General features: G+C 57.8%; 18 protein-coding genes and 1 tRNA gene. 18 read left to right on the top strand and 1 reads right to left on the bottom strand.

Annotated elements, in window-relative coordinates; genetic code table 11:
* The first annotated feature begins 260 nt into the window (after positions 1 to 260).
* Together DW233_RS08915 and DW233_RS08910 are read left to right on the top strand one after the other, a co-directional pair.
* Positions 261 to 938 (top strand): copper homeostasis protein CutC, encoded by a 678-nt coding sequence (locus DW233_RS08915; protein ID WP_117655176.1) that lies wholly within the window; start codon positions 261 to 263, stop codon positions 936 to 938.
* A 3-nt stretch (positions 939 to 941) separates the two neighbouring features.
* Positions 942 to 1739, top strand: coding sequence for a DUF4931 domain-containing protein (locus DW233_RS08910; RefSeq protein ID WP_117655175.1), 798 nt, complete (start codon positions 942 to 944; stop codon positions 1737 to 1739).
* A gap of 30 nt (positions 1740 to 1769) precedes the next feature.
* On the opposite strand, the gene DW233_RS08905 is transcribed toward DW233_RS08910, so the two are convergent.
* A complete protein-coding gene (locus DW233_RS08905) occupies positions 1770 to 2768 on the bottom strand; it encodes a bile acid:sodium symporter family protein (protein ID WP_117640564.1) in 999 nt (332 codons plus the stop codon).
* Between the two features lie 276 nt (positions 2769 to 3044).
* On the opposite strand from DW233_RS08905, the gene recJ reads away from it, so the two are divergent.
* From recJ to rplT, 16 genes are all read left to right on the top strand, one after another.
* The gene (gene recJ / locus DW233_RS08900) at positions 3045 to 6332 is read left to right on the top strand and encodes a single-stranded-DNA-specific exonuclease RecJ (protein ID WP_118267833.1); all 3288 of its coding nucleotides are present in this window, start codon (positions 3045 to 3047) and stop codon (positions 6330 to 6332) included.
* Between the two features lie 15 nt (positions 6333 to 6347).
* Positions 6348 to 8708 carry a bifunctional (p)ppGpp synthetase/guanosine-3',5'-bis(diphosphate) 3'-pyrophosphohydrolase gene (locus tag DW233_RS08895; RefSeq protein WP_117840145.1) on the top strand — a complete coding sequence of 787 codons (2361 nt, stop codon included), beginning with the start codon at positions 6348 to 6350 and terminating at the stop codon, positions 8706 to 8708.
* A gap of 84 nt (positions 8709 to 8792) precedes the next feature.
* On the top strand, positions 8793 to 9473 hold the full coding sequence (locus tag DW233_RS08890) for an MBL fold metallo-hydrolase (RefSeq protein ID WP_117655172.1): 681 nt from the start codon (positions 8793 to 8795) through the stop codon (positions 9471 to 9473).
* 119 nt (positions 9474 to 9592) lie between these two features.
* Entirely contained in the window at positions 9593 to 11521 is a 1929-nt protein-coding gene (locus tag DW233_RS08885; RefSeq protein ID WP_117655215.1) for a BglG family transcription antiterminator, read from the top strand.
* 12 nt (positions 11522 to 11533) lie between these two features.
* Positions 11534 to 11854 carry a PTS lactose/cellobiose transporter subunit IIA gene (locus DW233_RS08880; RefSeq protein ID WP_117655171.1) on the top strand — a complete coding sequence of 107 codons (321 nt, stop codon included), beginning with the start codon at positions 11534 to 11536 and terminating at the stop codon, positions 11852 to 11854.
* Between the two features lie 63 nt (positions 11855 to 11917).
* Positions 11918 to 12226, top strand: coding sequence for a PTS sugar transporter subunit IIB (locus tag DW233_RS08875; protein ID WP_117655170.1), 309 nt, complete (start codon positions 11918 to 11920; stop codon positions 12224 to 12226).
* 96 nt (positions 12227 to 12322) lie between these two features.
* Complete coding sequence (locus DW233_RS08870; RefSeq protein ID WP_117655169.1) at positions 12323 to 13633, top strand: PTS sugar transporter subunit IIC; 1311 nt, start codon at positions 12323 to 12325, stop codon at positions 13631 to 13633.
* Positions 13634 to 13730: 97 nt separating this feature from the next.
* Positions 13731 to 15194: a glycoside hydrolase family 1 protein gene (locus DW233_RS08865; RefSeq protein ID WP_117655168.1), complete on the top strand. Its 1464-nt coding sequence runs from the start codon at positions 13731 to 13733 to the stop codon at positions 15192 to 15194.
* A gap of 66 nt (positions 15195 to 15260) precedes the next feature.
* Positions 15261 to 16694 (top strand): glycoside hydrolase family 1 protein, encoded by a 1434-nt coding sequence (locus DW233_RS08860; RefSeq protein ID WP_118267831.1) that lies wholly within the window; start codon positions 15261 to 15263, stop codon positions 16692 to 16694.
* Entirely contained in the window at positions 16694 to 17614 is a 921-nt protein-coding gene (locus DW233_RS08855) for an AEC family transporter (protein ID WP_117655166.1), read from the top strand. Before DW233_RS08860 ends, DW233_RS08855 begins: the two co-directional genes overlap by 1 nt.
* A gap of 188 nt (positions 17615 to 17802) precedes the next feature.
* A complete protein-coding gene (gene fba, locus DW233_RS08850; protein WP_035137086.1) occupies positions 17803 to 18669 on the top strand; it encodes a class II fructose-1,6-bisphosphate aldolase in 867 nt (288 codons plus the stop codon).
* A gap of 355 nt (positions 18670 to 19024) precedes the next feature.
* A complete protein-coding gene (locus DW233_RS08845) occupies positions 19025 to 20458 on the top strand; it encodes a transglutaminase-like domain-containing protein (RefSeq protein ID WP_118267829.1) in 1434 nt (477 codons plus the stop codon).
* A 39-nt stretch (positions 20459 to 20497) separates the two neighbouring features.
* Positions 20498 to 20584: transfer RNA gene (locus DW233_RS08840), tRNA-Leu, on the top strand.
* Positions 20585 to 21016: 432 nt separating this feature from the next.
* Positions 21017 to 21586: a translation initiation factor IF-3 gene (gene infC / locus DW233_RS08835; RefSeq protein ID WP_006234423.1), complete on the top strand. Its 570-nt coding sequence runs from the start codon at positions 21017 to 21019 to the stop codon at positions 21584 to 21586.
* A 32-nt stretch (positions 21587 to 21618) separates the two neighbouring features.
* A complete protein-coding gene (gene rpmI / locus DW233_RS08830; RefSeq protein WP_006234422.1) occupies positions 21619 to 21810 on the top strand; it encodes a 50S ribosomal protein L35 in 192 nt (63 codons plus the stop codon).
* 46 nt (positions 21811 to 21856) lie between these two features.
* The gene (gene rplT, locus DW233_RS08825; protein WP_006234421.1) at positions 21857 to 22216 is read left to right on the top strand and encodes a 50S ribosomal protein L20; all 360 of its coding nucleotides are present in this window, start codon (positions 21857 to 21859) and stop codon (positions 22214 to 22216) included.
* The last annotated feature ends 253 nt before the right edge of the window (positions 22217 to 22469 follow it).

Below are 22469 nucleotides of genomic sequence, written 5' to 3'. Positions count from 1 at the left end.
AACGGACGCTAGGGAGCCACCCTTACACCAACATTTTCGACGCGATCATCTTGTTGCGCAACATTCACCATCGGCAACATTTTTCGGCCAGCTGTAATGATCCGTTTTCCTCCGTCCCCAAGAGATCATTCTGAGTTGCGGTGAAATAGGGACTTAATACGGGCTCCAGAGGCCAAAAGCAGTCCCTATTCCACCGCAACTTCATGGGGATGTGTGACAATGCCCGTCGGAAAACATCTGCTGTCTTTGGGGGTCTAGCTATGCTGTACGAGTTTTGTGCCGAGAACTTTGAGCGAGTGCCGGCGGCCATCGAGGCCGGTGCGGGGCGCATTGAGCTGTGCGACAACCTCGCCGTCGGTGGCACCACGCCTTCCGCCGGCGTTATCAGCGCTACGGTCAGCTATGCTCACGAGCATGACGCGCGAGTGATGTGCATGATTCGCCCGCGTGGCGGTGACTTTCACTACAACCAGGACGAGCTGCGCATGATGGAGATGGACTTGGGTCTTGCCGTGAGCGCCGGCGTTGACGGCCTGGTCTTTGGCTGCTGCAAGCCCTGTGCCGGCGGCTGGGCGCTCGACGAGCTCACCCTCGGCGCCCTCGTGATGGCTACGGGCTGCGCGACCGAGGAGTGCAAGCGCGGGGCCATCGATATCACCTTCCACATGGCCTTTGACCAGCTTTCGCTCGAGGCTCAGCTCGATGCCATTGACACACTCGCCGACTGCGGCATCACGCGCATCCTGACGCATGGTGGTGCTGCTGGAACGCCGATCGAGGACAACCTGGAGTACCTGTCGCGTCTTGTCGAGTATGCGGGCGACCGCCTGACCATCCTTCCCGGCGGCGGCATTTCTACGGCCAACCGCGATACCGTGGCGGCGGCATTGAGCGTCTCCGAGCTCCATGGCACCAAGATCGTGCAGTTGGAGGTATAACCCGTGGCGCTGGTATTTGACGTTCAGCAGGCGAACGGTAAGCCCGACGATAATCGTCGCCCTGGCACCGCGTGCCCCTTTTGCGACACGGAGGGGCTCGCCAACATCATCGAGCGCGATGGTGACTGCATCTGGCTCGAGAATAAGTTCAAGACCTTGCGGGCCACCCGTCAGACCGTATTGATCGAGTCGGCCAATCACGACGCCGACCTGGCGACCTATGAACCGGATGAGCTGCATCATGTGATGCGGTTTGCCCTGGGCTGTTGGCAGCAGATGATCGATTCCCAACAGTACCTCAGCGTGCTCATGTACAAGAACAAAGGCCCGCTTTCGGGCGGCAGCCTCGTCCATCCTCACATGCAGATTGTGGGTTTGGAGCAGGAAGACGGCTATGCTTCGCTGACTTCCGCCAATTTCGAAGGCATCAATGTCTGGCGGCAGGGGAGAATCTCGGTCAACATCTCAACCGAGCCGATCATGGGATTCTTTGAGGTCAACGTCTCGGCTCCACAGGGAATCGCCGCCAGCGACGACGCCCGCGACCAAGCCGAAGCGGACCTGTTTGCCGATGCGATTCAGGTGGCCCTGCGCTATATCCTGCACGAACACCACGGCGGTCGCGCGGAGTCGTACAACTTGTTCTTCTACCACATGGACGGCCGGACCATTGCCAAGGCGTTGCCACGTTGGGTGGTATCGCCCTACTTCGTGGGCTATCGTCTGGCCCAGGTTAATGCCGAGACCACGCTCTATATCGATGCTGAGCGCCTACGCGCGCATCTGGAAACGCTCGTATAGCAAGGCGAGCGCCTGCGAAAAGTGTGCTGCCTAGCGTGCCATCGCGTCGCGCCCAGCCTTGACCCGCTTGCGCTGTTTGGCGCGCTCCTCGCCGGTCAGTCGCTCAAAGAGATGTCCGATAACCGAGGCGAGCACCTGCTGAAACAGCGTTCCGCACATGACGGGAAACACGACCTCGCCGGGAAAATACTGCGTGGCGATGACGGCGCCCGAAGAGATATTGCGCATGCCGCAGGTAAAGCACATGGTGGTCGTCTCGCTATACGGCAGGTGCAACGCGCGGGCGACCAGAATGCCGACGACAAAGCCGCTGATGGCGAAGGTCAAAATAAAGAGGGCAACTTCCAGGCGCACCGCATTCATGTGTAGCACGTACTCGCTCATGGCGGTGGAGTTGGAGGCGATGACACCCATCATCATAAACTTGCAGGCGGGCGAAAGCGCGGGGGAGAGTTTCTCGTGTCCCCATCCGCGCGTGAACTCGTTGATCACGATGCCGAGCACGGCGGGGATGGCGATCATAAAGGCCATGTTCTGCATCATGCCCGTAACATCGATTGCAACGGTGGCACCCAGCAGGAGCTTAAGCGTGAGCGGAATCGTGACGGGCGAGATGACCGAGGACGTCAGGATGATGGTGAGCGCGAGCGGGCCGTTGCCGCCGAACATACTGATCCACATAAAGGCGGTGACTGCCACGGGTACGCTGTACTCGAGCACGATGCCGCAGACAAGGTTGGGGTTGGAGCCAAAGAATAACGATCCCATGGCATAGGCTGCGATAGGGATAAGCACCGCCGAGACGAGTAACGCCAAGACCAGGTGCAGCGGACGGCGGAACACCTCGGTTACCTGGTGAAAGGTGTTGCTGAGCGCACCCTGAAACGTCATAAAGGCAAACAGGGTGGGAACGATGGGCTTGAGTACGCCAATCTGTTGGGGAAAGAGCACGCCGAGCGCCACGCAAATCGGAACGATGACCTGCATGTGCCCCGCGAGAAACTTGCCCAGTCCAACCCATTGCTTCATATGCGCTTGTGACTCCCTTTGCCCGTGAATCCGTTTTGAATGGATATGCTAGACGCTCGCATGCGTCCGTGCGTCAGAAACGCTCGAATATTTCGAGGCTATTACCGGCATCGTTTACCGAAACCGCGGCGTGCTGCGGCGATTTGCGTCTGCTCTGCACGGTATAATAAATCCGTTCAACAGATCTGCCTGCCGAAGCGGGCATACACAGAGGACTCATCGCTATGAACCGTGAGAGGTATCGCGGCGACCTGCCCCTATCGGGGGTGGGCGCCTATGTCATCGCTTAAGACGACGCATCGCTGGGCGGTCGCTCGGCAAAACCCCGAGCTCGAAAAGGAGCTTTCGGCTGGCTTGGGCATACCCGGGCTGGTGGCGCGCATTATGGTCGCGCACGGCATTACATCCATCGAAGAAGGCCAACTGTTTTTGACGCCTTCGCTCGATCGCGACTGGGCGGACCCGCTCGTTATTCCGGGCATGGCGGTCGTCGCCGACCGCGTTGAGCGTGCTATTCACAGCCACGAGCGCATCGCCGTCTTTGGCGATTTTGACGTCGACGGCATTACGTCGACTTGTCTGTTGACCGAGGCGCTACGTTCGTTTGGCGCCAACGTCACGCCGTTTATCCCGCATCGCTTTGACGAGGGCTACGGCCTGTCGCGTGCGGCGCTCGACCGCGTCAACGAGCTCGCCCAACCCAACCTGATTGTGACCGTCGATAACGGTATTGCCGCCAAGGAAGAGGTTTCCTATCTGGAGAGCCTGGGGATCGATTTGGTGGTCACGGACCATCACGAGCCCTCCGACCAGGTGCCGCAGGGCGTGCCCTTGACCGACCCCAAGCTCGAGGACGAGGGTCCCTCGCGTGAGCTTGCCGGTGCCGGCGTGGCACTCAAGCTGGTGCAGGTTCTGGGCGAGCGTTTGGGCAAGCCGTCGTATTGGCGTTCGCTGATAGAGGTCGCGGCGCTGGGCACCGTGTCCGACATGATGCCGCTCACGCCCGAGAACCGCGCGTTGGTCGCCGAGGGCATCCAGCAGATGCGCGTGACGGCTCGTCCCGGCTACATCGCGCTGGCAGCGCTCGCCAAGGCCGACCTCTCTAGCATTACGGCCGATGGCCTGTCGTTTTCGCTCATTCCCCGCTTGAACGCCGCCGGTCGCATGGCCGATCCCAAGCTGGCGCTCGACCTGCTGCTTGCCCGCGATCCTATCGAGGCAAGCGCGCTGGCGGCCGAGCTCGAGGAGATCAACCGTCAGCGCCGCGAGATCGAAGCGGAGCTCACACGCGACGCCATGGCAAAGGTCGAGGAGACTTATGATGGCGGTCGCGCAATCGTCGTGGGTGGCGAGGGCTGGCACGAGGGCGTCAAGGGTATCGTAGCGAGCCGTCTGACCAACCGTTATCACGTGCCGGCGCTGCTCTTTTCGATCGAGGACGGCGTTGCACGCGGATCGGGCCGCTCGGTGGGCAAGGTCAACCTGTTCGATGCCGTAGAGCGCTGCTCGGATCTGCTGATTCGCCGCGGCGGGCATGCGGGTGCGGTGGGCGTGACCATCGAGGCGTCCAAGCTCGACGAGTTCCGTCGTCGCCTTTCGGCCGTGCTATCGGAGCTTCCCGCCGATGACTTTGAGGACACTGACGAGGTTGCCGCCACCGTTGACCTCTCCGAGCTAAATATCGAGACTATCGAGCAGATTTCTCGTCTTGAGCCGTTTGGCCAGGGCAATAAGGTGCCGCTGTTGGCGGCCGAGGGCGTGACGATGTGCGATCGCGCCGTGGTGGGCAAAACCGGCGAGCACATGCGCTTTGTGGCGACTGATGGCGCCGCGAGTGTGCCGGCCATCATGTTCCGCGTGCCACAGATCGATAGGCTCATCAATTGCGACAGCGCCGTCGACTTGGTATTCGAGGCCGTGGCCGAGCATTGGCAGGGACGCGTGAAGCCCAAGCTCATGATCAAGGATGTCTTGGTGCGTGATACCACGGCGCCCAATATCGACGATCCGGCGTGCGAGCTTCGTCGCGGCGTGCAACCGGCGGACTTAGGCCCGCGCCTGGAGTCGCGTAAACGCGAGACGCTCGCCCAGCTTTCTTATACCGAGCTCACGCGCTCGCTTATCCATAGCTTTATCGGCTCGAACCAGCCACATCGCGCGCAGGTCGAGGCACTCGACGCGCTCGCCGACCACCAGAGCGTTTTGGCCGTTATGGGGACGGGACGTGGTAAGTCTCTGATTTTCCACGTGCACGCCGCACGCGAGGCGGTCCTTCGCGGTCGCGCGAGCATCTTTGTCTATCCGCTGCGCGCGCTCGTTGCCGACCAGGCCTATCATCTTTCATCGACGATGGCTGCGCTCGGCATTGGCGTGGGCGTGTTGACCGGCGAGACCGTGGAGGCAGCGCGCGATGACGTGTTTGCCGGCCTGGCTTCGGGCCGCACCGGCATCGTGCTCACGACGCCGGAGTTCCTGTCTATTCACCGAGACCGCTTTGCTCGCTCGGGTCGTATCGGGTTTGTCGTTATCGACGAGGCGCATCATGCCGGTCTTGCCAAGGGCGGCGACCGTAGCGCATACCTCGACATGCCCGACATCCTCAAGGCCCTGGGCGATCCGGTCGTTATGGCGGCGACGGCCACCGCGACGGCTCCGGTCGTGGCGGAGCTTGCCCGCGTGTTGCCGATTACCCGTACGGTGGTCGACGAGACCGTGCGCGAGAACTTGCGGCTCGAGGACGACCGCGATCTTGCGAGCCGCGAAAACCGCCTGGTGTCCATCGTCGCGACGGGGGAGAAGACCGTCATCTACGTTAACTCGCGTGATCAGTCCGTGGCGCTTGCCAAGACGCTACGCAAACGCGTTCCCGACTACGCGTCGCATATCGCCTTTTACAACGCGGGCCTTACGCGCACCGACCGCCATCGCGTAGAGGAGGCGTTTCGTGACGGATGCCTCAGCTGCATCGTCTCGACCTCTGCCTTTGGCGAGGGCGTCAACCTTCCCGATATTCGCCATGTCGTGCTCTACCACATGCCGTTTGGCGCGATTGAGTTTAACCAGATGAGCGGCCGCGCCGGTCGCGATGGGCAGCCCGCCGTGATCCACCTGCTCTATTCGTCGCGCGACGCCCGCATTAACGAGCGCCTACTCGACTGCTATGCGCCCGAGCGCGACGAGCTCGTCACGCTCTATCGCGCGCTGCAAACCATGTGGCGCTCCAACCGCGGCAAGACCGGGGACGATTCCTTTAGCGCGAGCGATATCGACATCGCGCAGATGTGCCTTGCCATCGATGCTCGCACGCCGGTCGACGAGCGCTCGGTGGAGAGTGGCCTGGGAATCTTCGAAGAGCTTGGTTTCTGTCGCGTTTCGGGGTTTGACGACACCCGTCGCATCGCGATGGCCGAAAACCCCGGCCGTGTGCAATTGAGCAGGTCAATTCGCTATTTGGAGGGGTTGCGTTCGCGCATGGAGTTCTCGGCTTTCCGGAGTTGGGCGCTCGATTCGTGCGCTTCTGATATGCTAGCCAAAGTTAACCGCCCGATCGTACCGCGGGCCTAGGGGAAGGGGACCTCGATGGATGCCGCAGCCCGTACCGCCCATGATTCCACCCTCCAGCCGTTCTCGGAGATGGAGCACTATAAGCATGCCGATGAGCTGCCGCCCGAGATTATGGCGGACAGCTACGACAAGCTGGAGCGCCTGTGCCTCAAATATATGAATGAGGACGACTTTTCTAAGGTGGAGCAGGCCTATTGCTTTGCTGCCGAGAAGCACTGCAACCAAAAGCGCCGCTCGGGTGAGATGTACATCAACCATCCCGTCGAGGTGGCCATCATTTTGGCCGATCTCAAGATGGACTGCGATGTGGTGTGCGCCGCGCTGCTGCACGATACCGTCGAGGATACCGAGACCTCGCTTGCTGATGTTTCCGGCCTGTTTGGCGATACGGTGGCCGAGCTCGTCGATGGCGTGACCAAGCTCACCAACATCGAAGTCGACAGCATGGACGAGAAACAGGCGCTCACGCTGCGCAAGATGTTCCTCGCCATGTCCAAGGACATCCGCGTTATCATCGTCAAACTCGCCGACCGCCTGCATAATATGCGCACGCTCGCCGCCCTGCGCGAGGACCGTCGCCTGTTTAAGGCACGCGAGACTATGGACGTGTACGCGCCCCTGGCCGACCGCCTGGGCATGAGCTCTATTAAGTGGGAGCTCGAGGATCTGTCCTTCTTCTATTTGGAGCCCGACGCCTACCAGCGCATCGCGCGCATGGTGGCAGAGTCGCGTGAGGTTCGCGAGCGCTATCTGGCCGAGACTATCAAGACGCTCACCGATGAACTCAACCGCATTGGCCTGGAGGGCTTCCAGATCAACGGCCGCTCCAAGCACTATTGGTCCATCTACCAAAAGATGAAGCGCAAAGGCAAGGAATTCTCCGAGATTTATGACTTGGTGGCGCTGCGCGTCATCACTCATTCGGTGCGCGATTGCTATTCCACGCTCGGTGCGGTGCATACGCTGTGGCACCCCATGCCCGGTCGCTTTAAAGACTATATCGCCATGCCCAAGGTCAATAACTATCAGTCGCTTCATACGACGGTTATCGGCCCCACGGCCCGTCCGCTCGAGATTCAGATTCGAACCTACGAGATGCACGAGCAGGCCGAGTACGGCATCGCCGCCCACTGGCTGTACAAGAAGTCGGGCGGATCGTCTGCTTCAAAGACCAATGATGCCCAGCGTCTGGACGACCAGATAAACTGGCTCAAGCATTCGCTCGATTGGGCAGCGTCTGATGAGATTACCGATGCCAAGGAATACCTGCACTCGTTGAAGGTCGACCTCTTCGACCAGGAGATCTTTGTCTTTACGCCCAAGGGCGAGGTCATGGCGCTTCGTGCCGGCTCCACGCCGCTCGACTTTGCCTATGCCGTTCACACCGAGGTGGGCAACCACTGCGTCGGCGCTAAGATCAACGGTGCGGTCGCGCCGCTCACGCATGAGATCAAGACGGGCGACCGCGTTGAAATCCTGACCAATAAGAGTTCCAAGCCGTCGCGCGATTGGCTCAAGATCGTCAAGACACCTTCGGCCAAGTCGAAGATTCGCCGTTACTTCGCTGCCGCGACCAAAGACGATGACGCTGCCGCCGGCCGCGATATACTGGCCAAGGACCTGCGCAAGCGCGGGTACGGCATCTCTACGCCGCGATCTACGCGTGCGCTCAATGCCGTGGCAGAGCAGTTTAACTACAAGCAGCTCGAGGACCTGTTCGCAGCCGTTGGGGCGGGCAAAGTCGCCCCGCGTGCCGTGGGCAACAAAGTCGAGCAGATCTTGGATCCCAAGCCCGAGGAGCAGCTCGCCAAGGCCGAGGCCATTGCCGAGGTCGTGAAGCAGCCCGCGCGCGGATCCAACCGCAAGCCCCAAAAGCGTGGCAAGAGCGCCAGCAACGGTATCATCGTCAAGGGCGAGAGCAACAGCGGCTTGCTGGTTCGTCTGGCGCATTGTTGCAACCCCGTGACGGGCGACGATATCGTGGGCTTCATCACGCGCGGCCGCGGCGTCTCGGTGCACCGTGCCAACTGCCCCAACGTCAAGGGTCTTATGGAACACCCCGAGCGCATGATTGACGTTGAGTGGGACGGCGCTGCCGATACCCTGTTCCAGGTTGAGATCGTGGTCGAGTGCCTGGACCGCATGGGCCTTCTCAAGGATGTCACCATTGCCATTGGCGATGCGGGCGGCAATATCCTTTCTGCCGCCACGTCGACCAACCGCGAGGGTATTGCAACCCTGCGCTTTATGGTCGAGATTTCGGACGCGAGTGGTCTGGATCCGCTGCTGGCTTCCATCAGCAGTGTCGACTCGGTCTATGACGCACGCCGTCTGATGCCGGGTGAGGGTGGAGCTCAGCTCAAGCGTCGCGTTTAGTCGCGACGAACGTGCCACATTATCGATATTCGCTACACTCGAGGCATCGTTTGATGCCTCGAGTTCTATAGAGAGGAGAGGGGCATGAGTGCTGTGTCCTTGGATTTAACTCCCAAGGGATCGGTCGAGATCGAGACGCTCGTAAACGGTCCCATTCAGACCAATAGCTATGCTGTCATTTCGGACAATGAGTGCGTGATTATCGACCCCGCATGGGAAGGCGAGCGCTTGGTGGAGCATATTCGAGCCGAACACCCCGATGTGCAGGTGCTCGGCGCCGTTTGCACGCACGGTCACGCCGACCATGTTGGCGGTGTCGCTGGAGTTCGGGCCGCCGTTGGCGCCGACGCCCTGTACGAGCTGTGTGGCAAGGACGCAGCAGTGCCGCATGCGAATATCGAGGAGCAGCGAGCGATGTGGGGCATCGAGACGCCCGATCCAGGTGAGCCGACGCGGCTGCTTGCCGAGGGCGACACCATTGAGCTGGGCGACATTTGCCTGCAGGTAATTGAGGTGCCCGGGCACACACCGGGCGGCATCGTTCTGTTCGCCGCCACTGAGCAGAGGAACATTGCCTTTGTGGGCGACACCCTATTCCCGGGCAGCCACGGCCGCACCGATCTTGCCGGTGGCGACGAGGCAGCGATTCTGCGCTCGCTCTCCAAGCTCGCCCACATGCTTCCACCCGATACCGTTTGTTTGACTGGCCACGGTCCCTCGACCACTATGGCGCGTGAACTCATGTGCAACCCGTTCATGCGCTAGACAGTTTCCGTTTCCACCCAAGAGACTTCCGACTTCTGGGGAAATCGGGATTGTGGAACACCTTTCATAAACCTTGTATCTTTCTAATTGTCGGATAGATACGGGGAGGTGAAACGTTGGTGTTAGATTCACAGGTTCAAAAAGTACTTGACTACATAGAGGCTAATCACGATGTTTCGCCCGCTCGTCTTTGCGAAGAGTTTGGCGTGAGCGATCGCACGATTCGTACTTATGTCAAGAAGCTCAACGCTGTCCTCGAGCCTCAGGCCCATATCCATAAACACCGTGGCGGGGGTTATACCCTCAATATCAGCGATTGCGACGCATACCGCTCGATCAAGGACGATGCATCCAATGGGGGTCTCAAGTCAATTCCCTCTACGAGCGAGGGGCGCGTTGAGTACTTGCTGAACGACCTGTTGAGTCGCGTCGACTGGATCACCCTGGACGATCTTTCGGAGATCCTCTATGTATCCCGCAATGCTATTTCAGGCGATCTCAAGCGGGTTGAGGCACAGCTGGCCAAGTTCGATCTCAAGCTTGAACGGCGTCCTCATTACGGGATTCGCGTGAGCGGCTCGGAGATGTCGCGTCGCCTCTGCTTGGCAAGCATTACGCTCGACAAGCTTGCAGAGCATCGTGAGAGCGATTCTCAGAACCAGGTGACCCTCGACACGATTGCCACCTGTGTGAATGAGGTCATTGCCGAGGAAGGCTTCCAAATCAACTCAGCGGCCTATCAAAACTTGCTGGTTCATATCGCGGTCGCCATTTGGCGAATCCGCGAGCAGTGCTACGTCCCGCTCGAAGCCGAACATATTGAGAAGCTGCGTACAGCGCGCGAGTTTGCGGTGGCCGGTTGTGTGGCTTTGCGTATCGAGAAAGCTTTCGACATTCGGCTCCCAGAGGAGGAGGTTGCCTACATCGCCATTCACCTTGCGGGAAAGCAATCTCTGTATGCTAGTTCCGACGGTGCAGATGAAGGTCTCGTAATTTCTGACGAGGTTTGGGATGTGGTCACTGAGATGCTCGAGTGCATCTGGGATTCCTATCACTTTGATTTTCGCGGCGATCTTGAGCTCCGCATGAACCTCGCGCGTCATATCGTTCCGCTTGCCGTGCGTCTCAAATATCGCATGCATATCGATAATCCGCTGCTTGCCGATATCAAGGAGAGATTCGCGCTCGCGTATTCGATGGCACTCGATTCGTCGGTCATCCTTGCCGAGCACTACGGTAGTCGTCTTTCGGATGACGAGATCGGCTATATCGCACTCGCCTTCGCCTTGGCGCTTGAGCGCCAGAAGAGCGAGGTCCCGCGTAAGAATATCCTCGTAGTGTGCGCGAGCGGACAGGGAAGCGCCAAGCTCCTTGAGTACCGATACCGCCAAGAGTTCGGTGCTCTCGTGGACAAGATTGTGACCTGCGATGCCTCCCATGTCGACAGTATTGATATGACGGGTATCGATTACGTTTTTACCACGGTGCCCCTGCATCGAGCGCTTCCGGTGCCCGTGCGCGAGGTGAGCTTCTTTCTCGATGCCGATGATATGCACGATGTTCGTGAGATTCTTGCCGGTGCAAATGTTACCGGTGACCTTGCACCTTATTTTTCGGCTGACCTTTTTGTCTCCGATATGGTCGCTGCAGACAAGAACGAGGTCATCTCAATTCTATGCGAGCAGGTCGCCGCCATGCGTAACGTGCCTGACGAGTTTAAGCAGCTGGTCATGCGTCGCGAGGAACTCGCGCAGACGAGTTTTGGCAATCAGGTCGCCATGCCCCATTCGGTCAAGGCCGTGACGGACGAGACGTTTGTTTGCGTTGGACTGCTGCGCGAGCCGGTCGAATGGAACGGGCAAGCGGTGCGGGCGGTCTTTCTAGTATCAGTCTCAAAGGCTAAGGACAAGAAGCTTGACCGTTTCTACCGCAGTATGGCCAAGATGCTTACCAGCAAAGAGGCTATCCAGGGGCTTGTCGACAACCAACGATGGGAGACCGTCGTCAAGCTTTTGAATATGTATGGAAAAACAGACAACAACGAGTAGAAGGAGACACCGATGGACGAGAGCAAATATGAAAATGCCCTTCAAATCATCCTGCATGCGGGCAACGCCAAGTCCGCCGCGCTCATGGCAATCGACGCCGCCCATGATGGCGATTTCGAAGAGGCCGAGAAACAGCTCGCCGAGGCGCAGTCCGAGATGAGCGCTGCCCACAAGATGCAGTTCGAGCTCACTCAGGCTGAAGCGAACGGCAATACCGTCGATATCAACATCATCTTGATCCATGCCGAAGACCATCTGACGATGGCCATCATGGCGAGTGATTTTGCCGAGCGCTTTATCGAGCTTTATCGCGATAAGTACGAGGGCAAGTAACCCTAAAATACCGAGTTTGGTCAATCGGGCGCCCAAGATGAGCGCTTTTGAAAGGAGTCCGTTATGAACATCATGTTGGCTTGCTGTGCTGGTATGAGCACCTCGCTCGTTGTGAGCAAGATGGAGGAGGCCGCTAAGGCCCAGGGCAAGGATGATTACAAGATTTGGGCCGTCGAGCAAGGCCAGGTTGCCGAGGAACTCGGAAACTTTGACGTTTTGCTGCTTGGCCCGCAGGTCCGCCATCTTCAGCGCAAGCTCACCAAAGTCGTTGACGGCAAAGCTCCCGTTGCCGTAATCGATCCGGTTGCCTACGGCAGCTGCGATGGCGCCAAGGTCCTCAAGCAGGCGGAGGACCTGGTCGCCAAGGCATAAGGGCTCAATAGCCCAAAATCGCCGCTGTGCGACTAGCACTCGACAGCGGTCTACATCCGAAAGCACGTCATTAACTTTCGAAAGCAGGTACATCATATGGCTTTCTCCGAGAAATTCGAAGATGTGATGATGGTTGTCGCAGAAAAAGTAGGCGATAACGTATATCTCTCCGCAATTAAGGATGCCTTTACCGCGTTTATGCCCTTCGTTATCGTGGGTTCTATGGGCACGCTGCTCAAGACGTTGGTCTCTTCCACCACGACGGGGCTTGCACAATGGGTGCCCGCGCTCGCGGGGCTTGAGCCGGCATTTTCCGCTATCAACTACTGCACCATGTCCTTCATGACGGTGCCCATCACCTTCCTGATTGGCCTTTACCTGGCCCGTGCCAAGAAGGCTCCGGAGTATCCGACGGCGCTCGTCTCCGTGGCGGCCTACATCTCCATGATTTGCACCTCTATCAAGGTCGACGGTGCCGGCACGGCTCTCGAGGCTCCGGTGTCTGGTCTTCTTACCACTCAGATGGGCGCTCAGGGTCTTTTTGTCGGCATGATCACGGCCGTTGTGTTCGGTTCGCTTTTCTGCTGGCTCTCTAAGATCGACCAGATCAAGATCAAGATGCCTCCTTCGGTTCCCTCTGGTATCTCCCAGTCCTTCAACGTTATGATCCCGGTCTTTATTGTCCTCGTCGTGAGCGCTATCTTCGGCCTTGGCTTCCAGGCCCTTACCGGCTCCTATATCAACGATTGGATCTACGGCCTTATGCAGGCTCCGCTCGAGGCGGCCTTCAAGACTCCGGCTGGCGTTGTCATCATCGTTGTCGTGTCCCAGCTCTTCTGGGTTCTCGGTATCCATGGCGGTCTCATTGTTTCCCCGGTGCGCAACCCCATGTTCAATGCCGCAATCGCCGCCAACACCGCCGCCCTTGCCGCTGGCACCATGCCCGATTCTCCGTTCACCATGGGTTTTTGGAACTGCTTCGTTGCTCCCGGTGGCGCCGGTATGACCCTCTGCCTCATCATCGCTATTTTCCTGTGCTCCAAGCGCGATGAGGAAAAGGCTATCGCCAAGCTCGGTTTCCTGCCTGGCATCTGCGGCATCTCCGAGCCCGTCGTCTTCGGTATCCCTCTGGTCTTGAACCCGATCTACGCGATTCCGTTTGCCTTTGGTTCCGGTATCTGCGTCGCCATCGCCATGTTCGCCACCTCTATCGGCTTCCTTCCCTGCAACACCGTTGACGTGCCCTTTGGTGTGCCCATCCTGCTTAATGCCTTTGTTGGCCATGGCTGGCAGGGTGTTGTGGTCCAAGTCGTCGAGCTCGTCGTGGGCGTCCTTATCTGGATCCCCTTCGTCCTCGCCAACAGCAAGCTGGCCAAGAAGGAGCAGGAAGAGGCTGCTCAGGCCTAATGGCTACACCTATCGGCTGTCCGATAATATGCCTGTAACTTCGAGGGGCGCGGTGCACGGGAGCGCCGTGCCCCTCTTTTTAACTAAGGAGATAACTATGAGCTACGTGTTCCCAGAAGGCTTTTTGTGGGGCGGTGCCACTGCCGCCAACCAGTGCGAGGGTGCTTGGGATGTGGATGGCAAGGGCCTTTCGGTCGCCGACTGCACCACCTATAAGCCCAAGGTCGACAAAAAGGACTACGCGGCCCTTCACGGCATCACTGACGAACAGATCAAGGAGGCCGAGGCTTCGACCGATATCCACGTGTACCCCAAGCGTCACGGCATCGACTTCTTTCATCGCTACAAGGAGGACATTGCGCTTTTCCAGGAGATGGGCTTCAAGACGCTGCGCGTATCCATCCAGTGGACTCGCCTGTTCCCCACGGGTACAGAGGAAGAGCCGCTCCAGGCCGGCATCGACTACTACCGCGACCTGTTCCGCACCATGAAGGATGCGGGCATTGAGCCACTTGTGACGCTTCACCACTACGAGATGCCGCTCTATTTGGCAAACCACTACGATGGTTGGGGCAAGCGCGAAGTCATCGACTTCTTCTTGCGCTTCTGCGAAGTCTGCTTCCGCGAGTTTGGAAAGTACGTTACCTATTGGCTCACATTCAATGAGATCGACTCTGTGTTCCGCCACCCCTGGACCACGATCGGCGTTTGCACCGAGCGTTATCCCGAGGATAAGCGCGAGGAGCTTATCTACCAGTGCGTGCACAATCAGTTTGTGGCGAGCGCCCTTGCCACCAAGATGCTGCACGAGATGGTTCCCGGTGCTCAGATGGGCTGCATGGTCACGCGCACCCTCACCTATCCCGAGAACTGCAATCCCAAAAACATGCTGCTTGCGCAGAAGGACAACCGCGATAACTACTTCTATAGCGATGTCCAGGTACTTGGCGAGTATCCGCAGCATGTGCTCAACTATTGGAAGCGCAAGGGCATCCACGTCGAGTTCGGCATGGGTGACGAGGCCATTCTCAAGCAGTATCCGGTCGACTTCGTCTCGTTTTCTTATTACATGTCGATGGTTGACTCCATTGATGCGGACAAGCGCGAGAAAGTCGGAGGAAACCTTGCTACCGGCGTCAAGAACCCCTTCCTGCCCATTTCTGACTGGGGTTGGCAGGTCGACCCCGATGGCCTCACCTACGCGTTGATCGATATGCAGGACCGCTACCATAAGCCGCTCTTTATCGTCGAGAACGGTCTTGGCGCCTACGATAAGGTCAACGAAGACGGCACGATTGACGATGACTATCGCATCGACTACTTCCGTGAGCACATTAAGGCCATCGGCGCTGCTATCGAGGAAGGTGTCGACGTGATGGGCTATACCCCGTGGGGGTGCATCGACCTGGTCTCGATGTCGACGTGCGAAATGGACAAACGGTACGGCTTTATCTATGTTGACCTCGACAATGAGGGCAACGGTACCTATGCACGCTCTAAGAAGAAGAGCTTCGATTGGTACCAGAAGGTTATCGCCACCAACGGTGCTGACCTCGACTAGCTTTCATTCAACAAGTGTGAGGGCCGTCGCGATGACGGCCCGTTTCCTATAGAAAAGAGGACGACCATGGGTGTTTTTCCAAAAGACTTTCTTTGGGGCGGCGCGACTGCTGCCAATCAGTTCGAGGGAGCCTGGGACGTAGACGGCAAGGGTCCGAGTTGCATGGATATGGCCACTAACGGCAACCATCACCACCCGCGCGAGATCACGCCCGAGCTCGACCCCAACAAGCTCTATCCCTGTCACGATGGTGTCGATTTCTACCATCACTACAAAGAGGACATCGCCTTGCTCGCCGAGATGGGATTCAAGGTCTTTCGTTTCTCGATGAACTGGCCTCGCGTCTTCCCAACGGGATTCGAAGATGAGCCCAACGCGGCTGGCCTTGCGTTTTACGATTGCGTGATGGACGAGTGCCATAAGTACGGCATCGAACCGCTCGTGACGCTGAGTCATTACGAGATGCCTTTTGCCATGTGCCAGAAAGTCGATGGCTGGGCTTCGCGCGAGGCTATTGACTGCTACGTGAAGTATGCCAAGACCGTCATGGAGCATTTCAAGGGCAAGTGTCGCTACTGGCTCACGTTCAACGAGATCAATTGCGGCATGATGTCCCTTGGCAACTACATGAGTCTCGGCATTCTGAATCCGGGCTCCTTTGACCTTCGCCATCAGAAAGATGACCCGCAGAAGCGTTTGCAGGCGCTGCACCATCAGTTTGTCGCAAGTGCTCTTGCGGTCAAGGCGGGGCACGAGATCGACCCCGACAACAAGATGGGTTGTATGATTGCCTACATGCTGGCCTATCCGCTCACGCCCAATCCTGCGGACGTCGAGCTTGCCCGCGAGCGTAACCAGTATCGCAACTACTACTGTTCAGATGTCCAAGTGCGCGGCGAGTACCCCTACTTTGCCCAGCGCATCTGGGACGAGGAGGGCGTGACGCTCGATATCACCGACGAGGACCGTAAGATTCTCAAAGAGGGTACGGTCGATTTCTATACGCACAGCTACTATCAGAGCCAGTGCGCAAGCACTGACCCTGCCGAGGAGACGAGCGGTAACCTTCTCGGGGGCGCCAAGAATCCTTACCTCAAGGAGACTGCATGGGAGTGGCCAATCGACCCTATGGGTCTGCGTATCATGCTCAACCAGGTGTACGAGCGCTATCAAATTCCCATTATGGTGGTTGAGAACGGCCTCGGCTGCTGCGACGAGGTCAATCCGGATGGATTCATCGACGACGACTATCGTATCGAGTACTTGCGCGATCACATCAAGGCCATGGCCGAGGCCATCAAGGATGGTGTTGAGGTCTGGGGCTACACGCCTTGGGGCTGCATCGACCTGGTGAGCAATGCCGATGGAGAGATGGCCAAGCGCTACGGGTTTGTTTATGTCGATAAGCACGATGACGGCACCGGTACTATGGAGCGCTCGCGTAAAAAGAGCTTCTACTGGTACAAGAAGGTTATTGAGACCAACGGCGAGGAGCTGTAATGGGAGGAGCGGTTGCCGCGCTTATCAGTCAGATCGTCATCATGTTTATCCTGATGGCGATCGGCTATTTTCTCTACCGCATGAAGATTATCGACCGCAAGGGCACGAGCCAGATGGCCAATGTGGTCATCTATGTGGCGTATCCCTGCATTACGCTGAGAACCCTTATGGTCGACTTCGAACCCAACATGATCCGCGACGCGGGATTTTGCTTTGTGCTTACCGTTGTGGTCACACTAATTTCGATTCCGCTCACGCGTCTGTTTTTTAAAAAGGAGGATGGTGTCGCCCGTTACGGTGCCATCTTCTCCAACAGCGGCTTTATCGGGGTTCCCATTGTTATGGGCGTGTTCGGGTCCGAATACGTCTTCTACCTCTCCATCGGAGTCTCATGCCTCACGTTTTTCATTTGGACGTATGGCGTATGGTTGGTTTCGGGTGATAAGAGCCAGATGTCCTTTAAGAACTGCATTACTAACCCCAATCTCATCATGATCTTGATTGGTCTTGTTTGCTTTTTCTTTTCAATCCATCCGCCCGCGTTGATGGCGACGATTCTCGATGACCTGGGTGCGCTCAATACGGGCCTTGTGATGCTTGTGCTTGGAGCCTATTTGGCGCAGAGCGATATGCGCGCTGTCGTTACGAGCAAAAAGGCCTATCTCGTTAGCTTGGTGAGACTCGTCATCATCCCGGCGATCGTTGTTGGCATATTGGCGCTCTTCCCGTGGATTGATGCCAAGGTTCGCCTCACGATGCTTATCGCTCTCGGTGCACCTGTCGCATCGTTCGCGGCCATCTTGTCCGAGAAATACGGCGGCAACTATAAGTTTGGAATCGGTTTGGTGACGCTGTCCACGATTCTGTCGCTCGTCGCCATGCCCATCATGCTTGAGCTCGCGTCTTTGGTGATCGTATAGCTGGTTGGTATTTGGGGGGTTGACAATAACGTCAACCCCCCAAACTCGTCAACGGCCGTTCTGAGGCGGCAGGCGGTATAAAAAATCGCTAAAGTACCCATATTCGTGAACAAACGAACGTTTATGCCCGGGTGCGCCGTGGTAAAATCTCAGGCGTTATCGGAGCAACCTTACAGGAGGTTTCTTTTATGCTCGTCAACGCAGCAGACATGCTCAAGAAGGCTGAGGCCGGCAAGTACGGTCTCGGTGCCTTCAACACCAACAACCTCGAGTGGACCCTGGCTATTCTCCAGGCCGCCGAGGAGGCCAAGTCTCCGCTGATCCTTCAGTGCACCGCTGGTGCCGCTAAGTGGATGGGCGGTTTCAAGGTCTGCGCCGACATGGTCAAGGCTGCCGTCGAGGCCACGGGCGTTACCGTTCCCGTCGCCCTTCACCTCGATCACGGTTCTTACGAGGACTGCTTCAAGTGCATCGAGGCCGGCTTCACGTCCATCATGTATGACGGCTCTCACGAGGAGACCTTCCAGCTTAACCTCGACCGCACCAAGGAGCTCGTTGAGCTTGCCCACTCCAAGGGCATGTCCATCGAGGCCGAGGTCGGCGGCATCGGCGGCACCGAGGACGGCGTGACCTCCAGCGGCGAGCTCGCTGATCCTGCTGAGTGCAAGCAGATCGCTGACCTGGGCGTCGACTTCCTCGCCTGCGGTATCGGCAACATCCACGGCGTGTACCCTGCCGACTGGGCTGGCCTTTCCTTCGAGCGTCTGGGCGAGATCAAGGCCCAGACCGGCGATCTGCCCCTCGTCCTGCACGGTGGCACCGGCATCCCCGAGGATCAGATCAAGAAGGCCATTTCCCTGGGCATCTCCAAGATCAACGTCAACACCGACCTGCAGCTCGTCTTCGCCAAGGGCGTTCGCGAGTACATCGAGGCTGGCAAGGATCAGCAGGGCAAGGGCTTTGACCCCCGCAAGCTCCTCAAGCCTGGTCGCGACAACATCGTTGCCCGCACCAAGGAGCTCATGGAGGAGTTTGGCTCCGTCAACAAGGCGTAAGTAGCGGTTTAACTTCCCGCCGGAAGCCCCGTTTCCCCTACGCTGTTTCCCTCGCGCTCACCTGGCTTCGCCAGAAGTCGCGCGACGGAATCAGCTCCGGGGAAACGGGGCCTCCTTCGTTAACTCGCTACAGGGTTACTGGGCTAAATTAAGATGGCTACTGGCTTTGCCAGAAGTCGCGCCAAGGAAACAGCTCCGGGGGACGGGGCTTCCTTCGTTTAACGCCGCAGGGTTACTGGGCTGAATTCATTTTTTATAGGCACCGTTTATCAGTGTTGGGGGCTCCTTAATTGGGGCTTTCTTTTTTATCTCGCTACAATGGGCTTCAAGCGTTCTAGTGACTTGGAGTTTTGGTATGGCTGTTATTAATGTGCTGCCTTCGGATGGGAAGGTTATTGACGAGGGCCCAGTTGGTTGCTCTGCTGATGTTCACTGTGATGACTTTCGTCATCTCGATGTTGGACTGCCGCCCGAGATTCTTCGTCTTAAGGATGCCGGGTATTTGACGCAGGCTGTTGCTGCCTGCGATCGCCTTTTGGAGCAGAACCCCGAGCCTTCGCTGGCTGCTTGTGTTCGTGCCGAGCGGTATCGCATGCTCGAGACGCCGCTTCATTTTTCGGTGTCGCGCGATCAGGCTATTGCGATGATTCGCGAGGAGTGGCCAGAGTTTATCGAAGAGCAGTTTGATGACCTGATTAATCGTAAGCGTATTGACTGGCGCTTTATCGATGGCGAGCTGTTCGTTCTCGACAACTTCCTGGATTCTTTGCGCGTGTATCCCAAGGAGGTTCCGGGTCTGCGCCCCGATTCTACGGATGGTATGGCGCTGCGCAATCAGATGCTTAAGGAGATGGAATCGCAAGGCGGGCTGTCTCGCGCCATTACGCTCAAGGCATGCGTGTCTGTTCCTGGTGCTCTGGAGGGAGAGACTGTTCGCTCGTGGCTACCCGTTGCCGCCGCCTGTCGTCAACAGTCTCATATCGAGGTTCTCGATATGACGCCGGAGGGTGCTGTTGCCCCCGCGAATGCTTCGGCGCGTACCGCCTCGTGGTCTTCTTCGAGTGAGCGCTCATTCTCGGTGACCTATCGCTATCAAATTGATGCCGCTTATCGTGATGTCTATGGGGGTGCGCTTCCGGTGCATCCTTGCATGGACGTGCCACTGCCCGTGGACACCTCCGAGGACCGTCCGCACATTGCATTCACGCCGTATCTGCAGCAGCTGACGGCCCGTGTCATTGACGGGCTCGAGGATCCGCTCGATCGCGCCCGTGCTATCTATGATTACCTGACGCAGCATATCGACTATCGCTATCAGCCGCCGTACTTGCTTTTGGGATCTATTGCCGATGACTGCGCGCATTCGCTCCGCGGCGATTGCGGCGTTATGGCGCTCACGTTTATCACCATGTGCCGTATCGCGGGCGTGCCTGCCCGTTGGCAGAGCGGCCTGTATGTTACGCCCGATTCGGTGGGGTCGCACGACTGGGCAGAGTTCTATACGCCGCAGACCGGTTGGCTCAACGCCGACGTATCATTTGGGTCTTCTGCTCGCAGGATGGGGGAGGAGTGGCGCCGCCGTCACTACTTTGGCAATCTCGACCCGTGGCGTATGGTGGCCAACAATCGATTCCAGGCAGAGTTTGAGCCCTCTTTCGACGGCATGCGCGAGGACCCTTACGATAACCAGATGGGTGAGGCTTCGGTCGACGGTCGCGGATGCCGTCGGCGCGAGATGCTCCGCACGGTCGAACTCATCGAAATGCTCGATGTTCCATTTTCGGACTAATCGGTAGAAAGCTGTGATAAACTAACTCACGCATTGCGTGCCCGAGTGGCGGAATTGGCAGACGCAGTGGACTCAAAATCCACCGTTGGCAACAACGTGCGAGTTCGAGTCTCGCCTCGGGCACCATACATGCAAGTGAGCGTTCAAGGGGGTTGCGGCCCCCTTTTTCGTGCCGAACTCGCGTGAGCGCGCGGAGCGTTAAGCAAACAGGCCTGTGGCCTGTTTGTAGCGGAGCGCGGCGAGGGCGCCATGCGCCCGAAGCCCGGGGCTTCGCGAAGCGAAGGCCCTTCGAGTCTCGCCTCGGGCACCATACATGCAAGTGGACGTTCAAGGGGGTCAAGGCTCCCTTTTTCGTGTACGTAATGTGATAACGCGCGGTACGTGTTATTATCGCCAAGGCGTTGTCCCCGCAATGCCTTAAAGAGGAACCCGAGGGTTCCCACCTTTTGGCGCCAATGAGCAGCTGACTGGTCATACAACTTAGATTCCCTTCCTCAAATCGAGGAAGTCTATGTGTACGACCTGGTTGCTGAGAAGCGCCGGGTTATTTTTTTATGAATGGAGGTAGGGAAAATAGCTAAGTCTGATGACACCCGCATCAACGACGAGATCACTGCATCTTCGTGTCGTTTGATTGGCGTCGATGGCTCTCAGCTCGGCCTGTTCGCCATCCGCGATGCCCAGCGCGTCGCCGACGATCAGGGTCTCGACCTAGTCGAGATCGCTCCCAACGCGGAGCCGCCGGTCTGCAAGGTCATGGACTACGGTAAGTTCAAGTACCAGCAGGCCATGAAGGCCAAGGCTGCTCGTAAGAACCAGTCCAAGGTCGAGGTCAAGGAAATGAAGTTCCGACCCAAGATCGACGTTGGCGACTACGAGACCAAGAAGGGCCACGTTCTGCGTTTCCTCAAGAAGGGCGCACGCGTTAAGATCACCATCATGTTCCGCGGCCGTGAGATGGCTCACCCGGAGCAGGGTCTTAACGTTCTCGAGCGTCTCGCCGAGGATCTCAAGCCTTACGCTACGGTCGAGTCCAAGCCTAAGATGGAAGGCCGTAACATGCTTATGCTGCTCGCCCCGATTAAGGGCGCCTTCGATGAGGATAAAGCGGCAAGCGATACCAAGTAACTAGTGTTCTGTAACCGATTAAGGAGTATTTCATGCCTAAGATGAAGTCCCACAGCGGCACCAAGAAGCGTTTCCGCAAGACTGGCACCGGCAAGCTTATGCGCGCCAAGGCTTTCAAGAGCCACATCCTGAGCAAGAAGTCCACCAAGCGTAAGCGTGGCTTCCGTCAGGAGACCGAGATCGCCGCTGCCGACCGCAAGGTCATCAAGTCGCGTCTCGCCTAAGTTCGCGTTCCCGTTTTTCGTTTTACCGTCTAGGAGTTGATAGAACATGGCACGTATTAAGCGCGCTGTTGCCGCCAAGAAGAAGCGCCGTACCGTTATGCACCGTGCGAAGGGTTACTACGGTGCCGCTTCGCGTACTTACAAGCATGCTAAAGAGCAGGTCCAGCACTCCCTGCAGTATCAGTATCGTGATCGCCGCAACAAGAAGCGCGAGATCCGCTCTCTCTGGATCACCCGCATCAACGCTGCCGCTCGCCTGAACGACATCTCTTACTCTCAGTTCATGCACGGCCTGAAGGTTGCCGGCATCGAGCTCGACCGCAAGGTCCTGGCTCAGATGGCTTACGAGGACATCGAGTCCTTCAACGAGCTGGCCACCATCGCCAAGAAGGCTCTAGAGGCCTAATAGATTCTCTTGAATCGCTAGGGGAGTGTCGCGTTGTGCGCGGCGCTCCCTCTTTTTATCTGAAGCGCGGTTTACATTGCTAAAAGCGCGGGTAGATAAACACTTATAGGTGACCGATCTCTATATATTCCTGAACCAAAGGGTCATCATCTGATACGTGCGGAAGATCCGCACCAGTCTTTCTATTACCTATAGAAAGCAATATGTTGTGTAGGACTTGTGAAGAGTGGAATTGACGTCCCACAGGGCTTCG

The sequence above is a fragment of the Collinsella sp. AM20-15AC genome (genome assembly GCF_003471405.1).
Classification (GTDB): domain Bacteria; phylum Actinomycetota; class Coriobacteriia; order Coriobacteriales; family Coriobacteriaceae; genus Collinsella.
Note: the sequence above shows the minus strand (reverse complement) of the source record. Positions and strands in the feature narration are given on the sequence as shown.

Bases quoted from the DNA above. Each gene is read 5' to 3' on its own strand.
- infC (WP_006234423.1), top strand. From the start codon at position 21,017: ATGGAGGTAGGGAAAATAGCTAAGTCTGATGACACCCGCATCAACGAC.
- DW233_RS08915 (WP_117655176.1), top strand. From the start codon at position 261: ATGCTGTACGAGTTTTGTGCCGAGAACTTTGAGCGAGTGCCGGCGGCC.
- DW233_RS08865 (WP_117655168.1), top strand. From the start codon at position 13,731: ATGAGCTACGTGTTCCCAGAAGGCTTTTTGTGGGGCGGTGCCACTGCC.
- rpmI (WP_006234422.1), top strand. From the start codon at position 21,619: ATGCCTAAGATGAAGTCCCACAGCGGCACCAAGAAGCGTTTCCGCAAG.
- DW233_RS08880 (WP_117655171.1), top strand. From the start codon at position 11,534: ATGGACGAGAGCAAATATGAAAATGCCCTTCAAATCATCCTGCATGCG.
- recJ (WP_118267833.1), top strand. From the start codon at position 3,045: ATGTCATCGCTTAAGACGACGCATCGCTGGGCGGTCGCTCGGCAAAAC.
- DW233_RS08855 (WP_117655166.1), top strand. From the start codon at position 16,694: ATGGGAGGAGCGGTTGCCGCGCTTATCAGTCAGATCGTCATCATGTTT.
- DW233_RS08860 (WP_118267831.1), top strand. From the start codon at position 15,261: ATGGGTGTTTTTCCAAAAGACTTTCTTTGGGGCGGCGCGACTGCTGCC.
- DW233_RS08845 (WP_118267829.1), top strand. From the start codon at position 19,025: ATGGCTGTTATTAATGTGCTGCCTTCGGATGGGAAGGTTATTGACGAG.
- DW233_RS08905 (WP_117640564.1), bottom strand. From the start codon at position 2,768: ATGAAGCAATGGGTTGGACTGGGCAAGTTTCTCGCGGGGCACATGCAG.
- DW233_RS08875 (WP_117655170.1), top strand. From the start codon at position 11,918: ATGAACATCATGTTGGCTTGCTGTGCTGGTATGAGCACCTCGCTCGTT.
- DW233_RS08895 (WP_117840145.1), top strand. From the start codon at position 6,348: ATGGATGCCGCAGCCCGTACCGCCCATGATTCCACCCTCCAGCCGTTC.
- rplT (WP_006234421.1), top strand. From the start codon at position 21,857: ATGGCACGTATTAAGCGCGCTGTTGCCGCCAAGAAGAAGCGCCGTACC.
- fba (WP_035137086.1), top strand. From the start codon at position 17,803: ATGCTCGTCAACGCAGCAGACATGCTCAAGAAGGCTGAGGCCGGCAAG.
- DW233_RS08870 (WP_117655169.1), top strand. From the start codon at position 12,323: ATGGCTTTCTCCGAGAAATTCGAAGATGTGATGATGGTTGTCGCAGAA.
- DW233_RS08890 (WP_117655172.1), top strand. From the start codon at position 8,793: ATGAGTGCTGTGTCCTTGGATTTAACTCCCAAGGGATCGGTCGAGATC.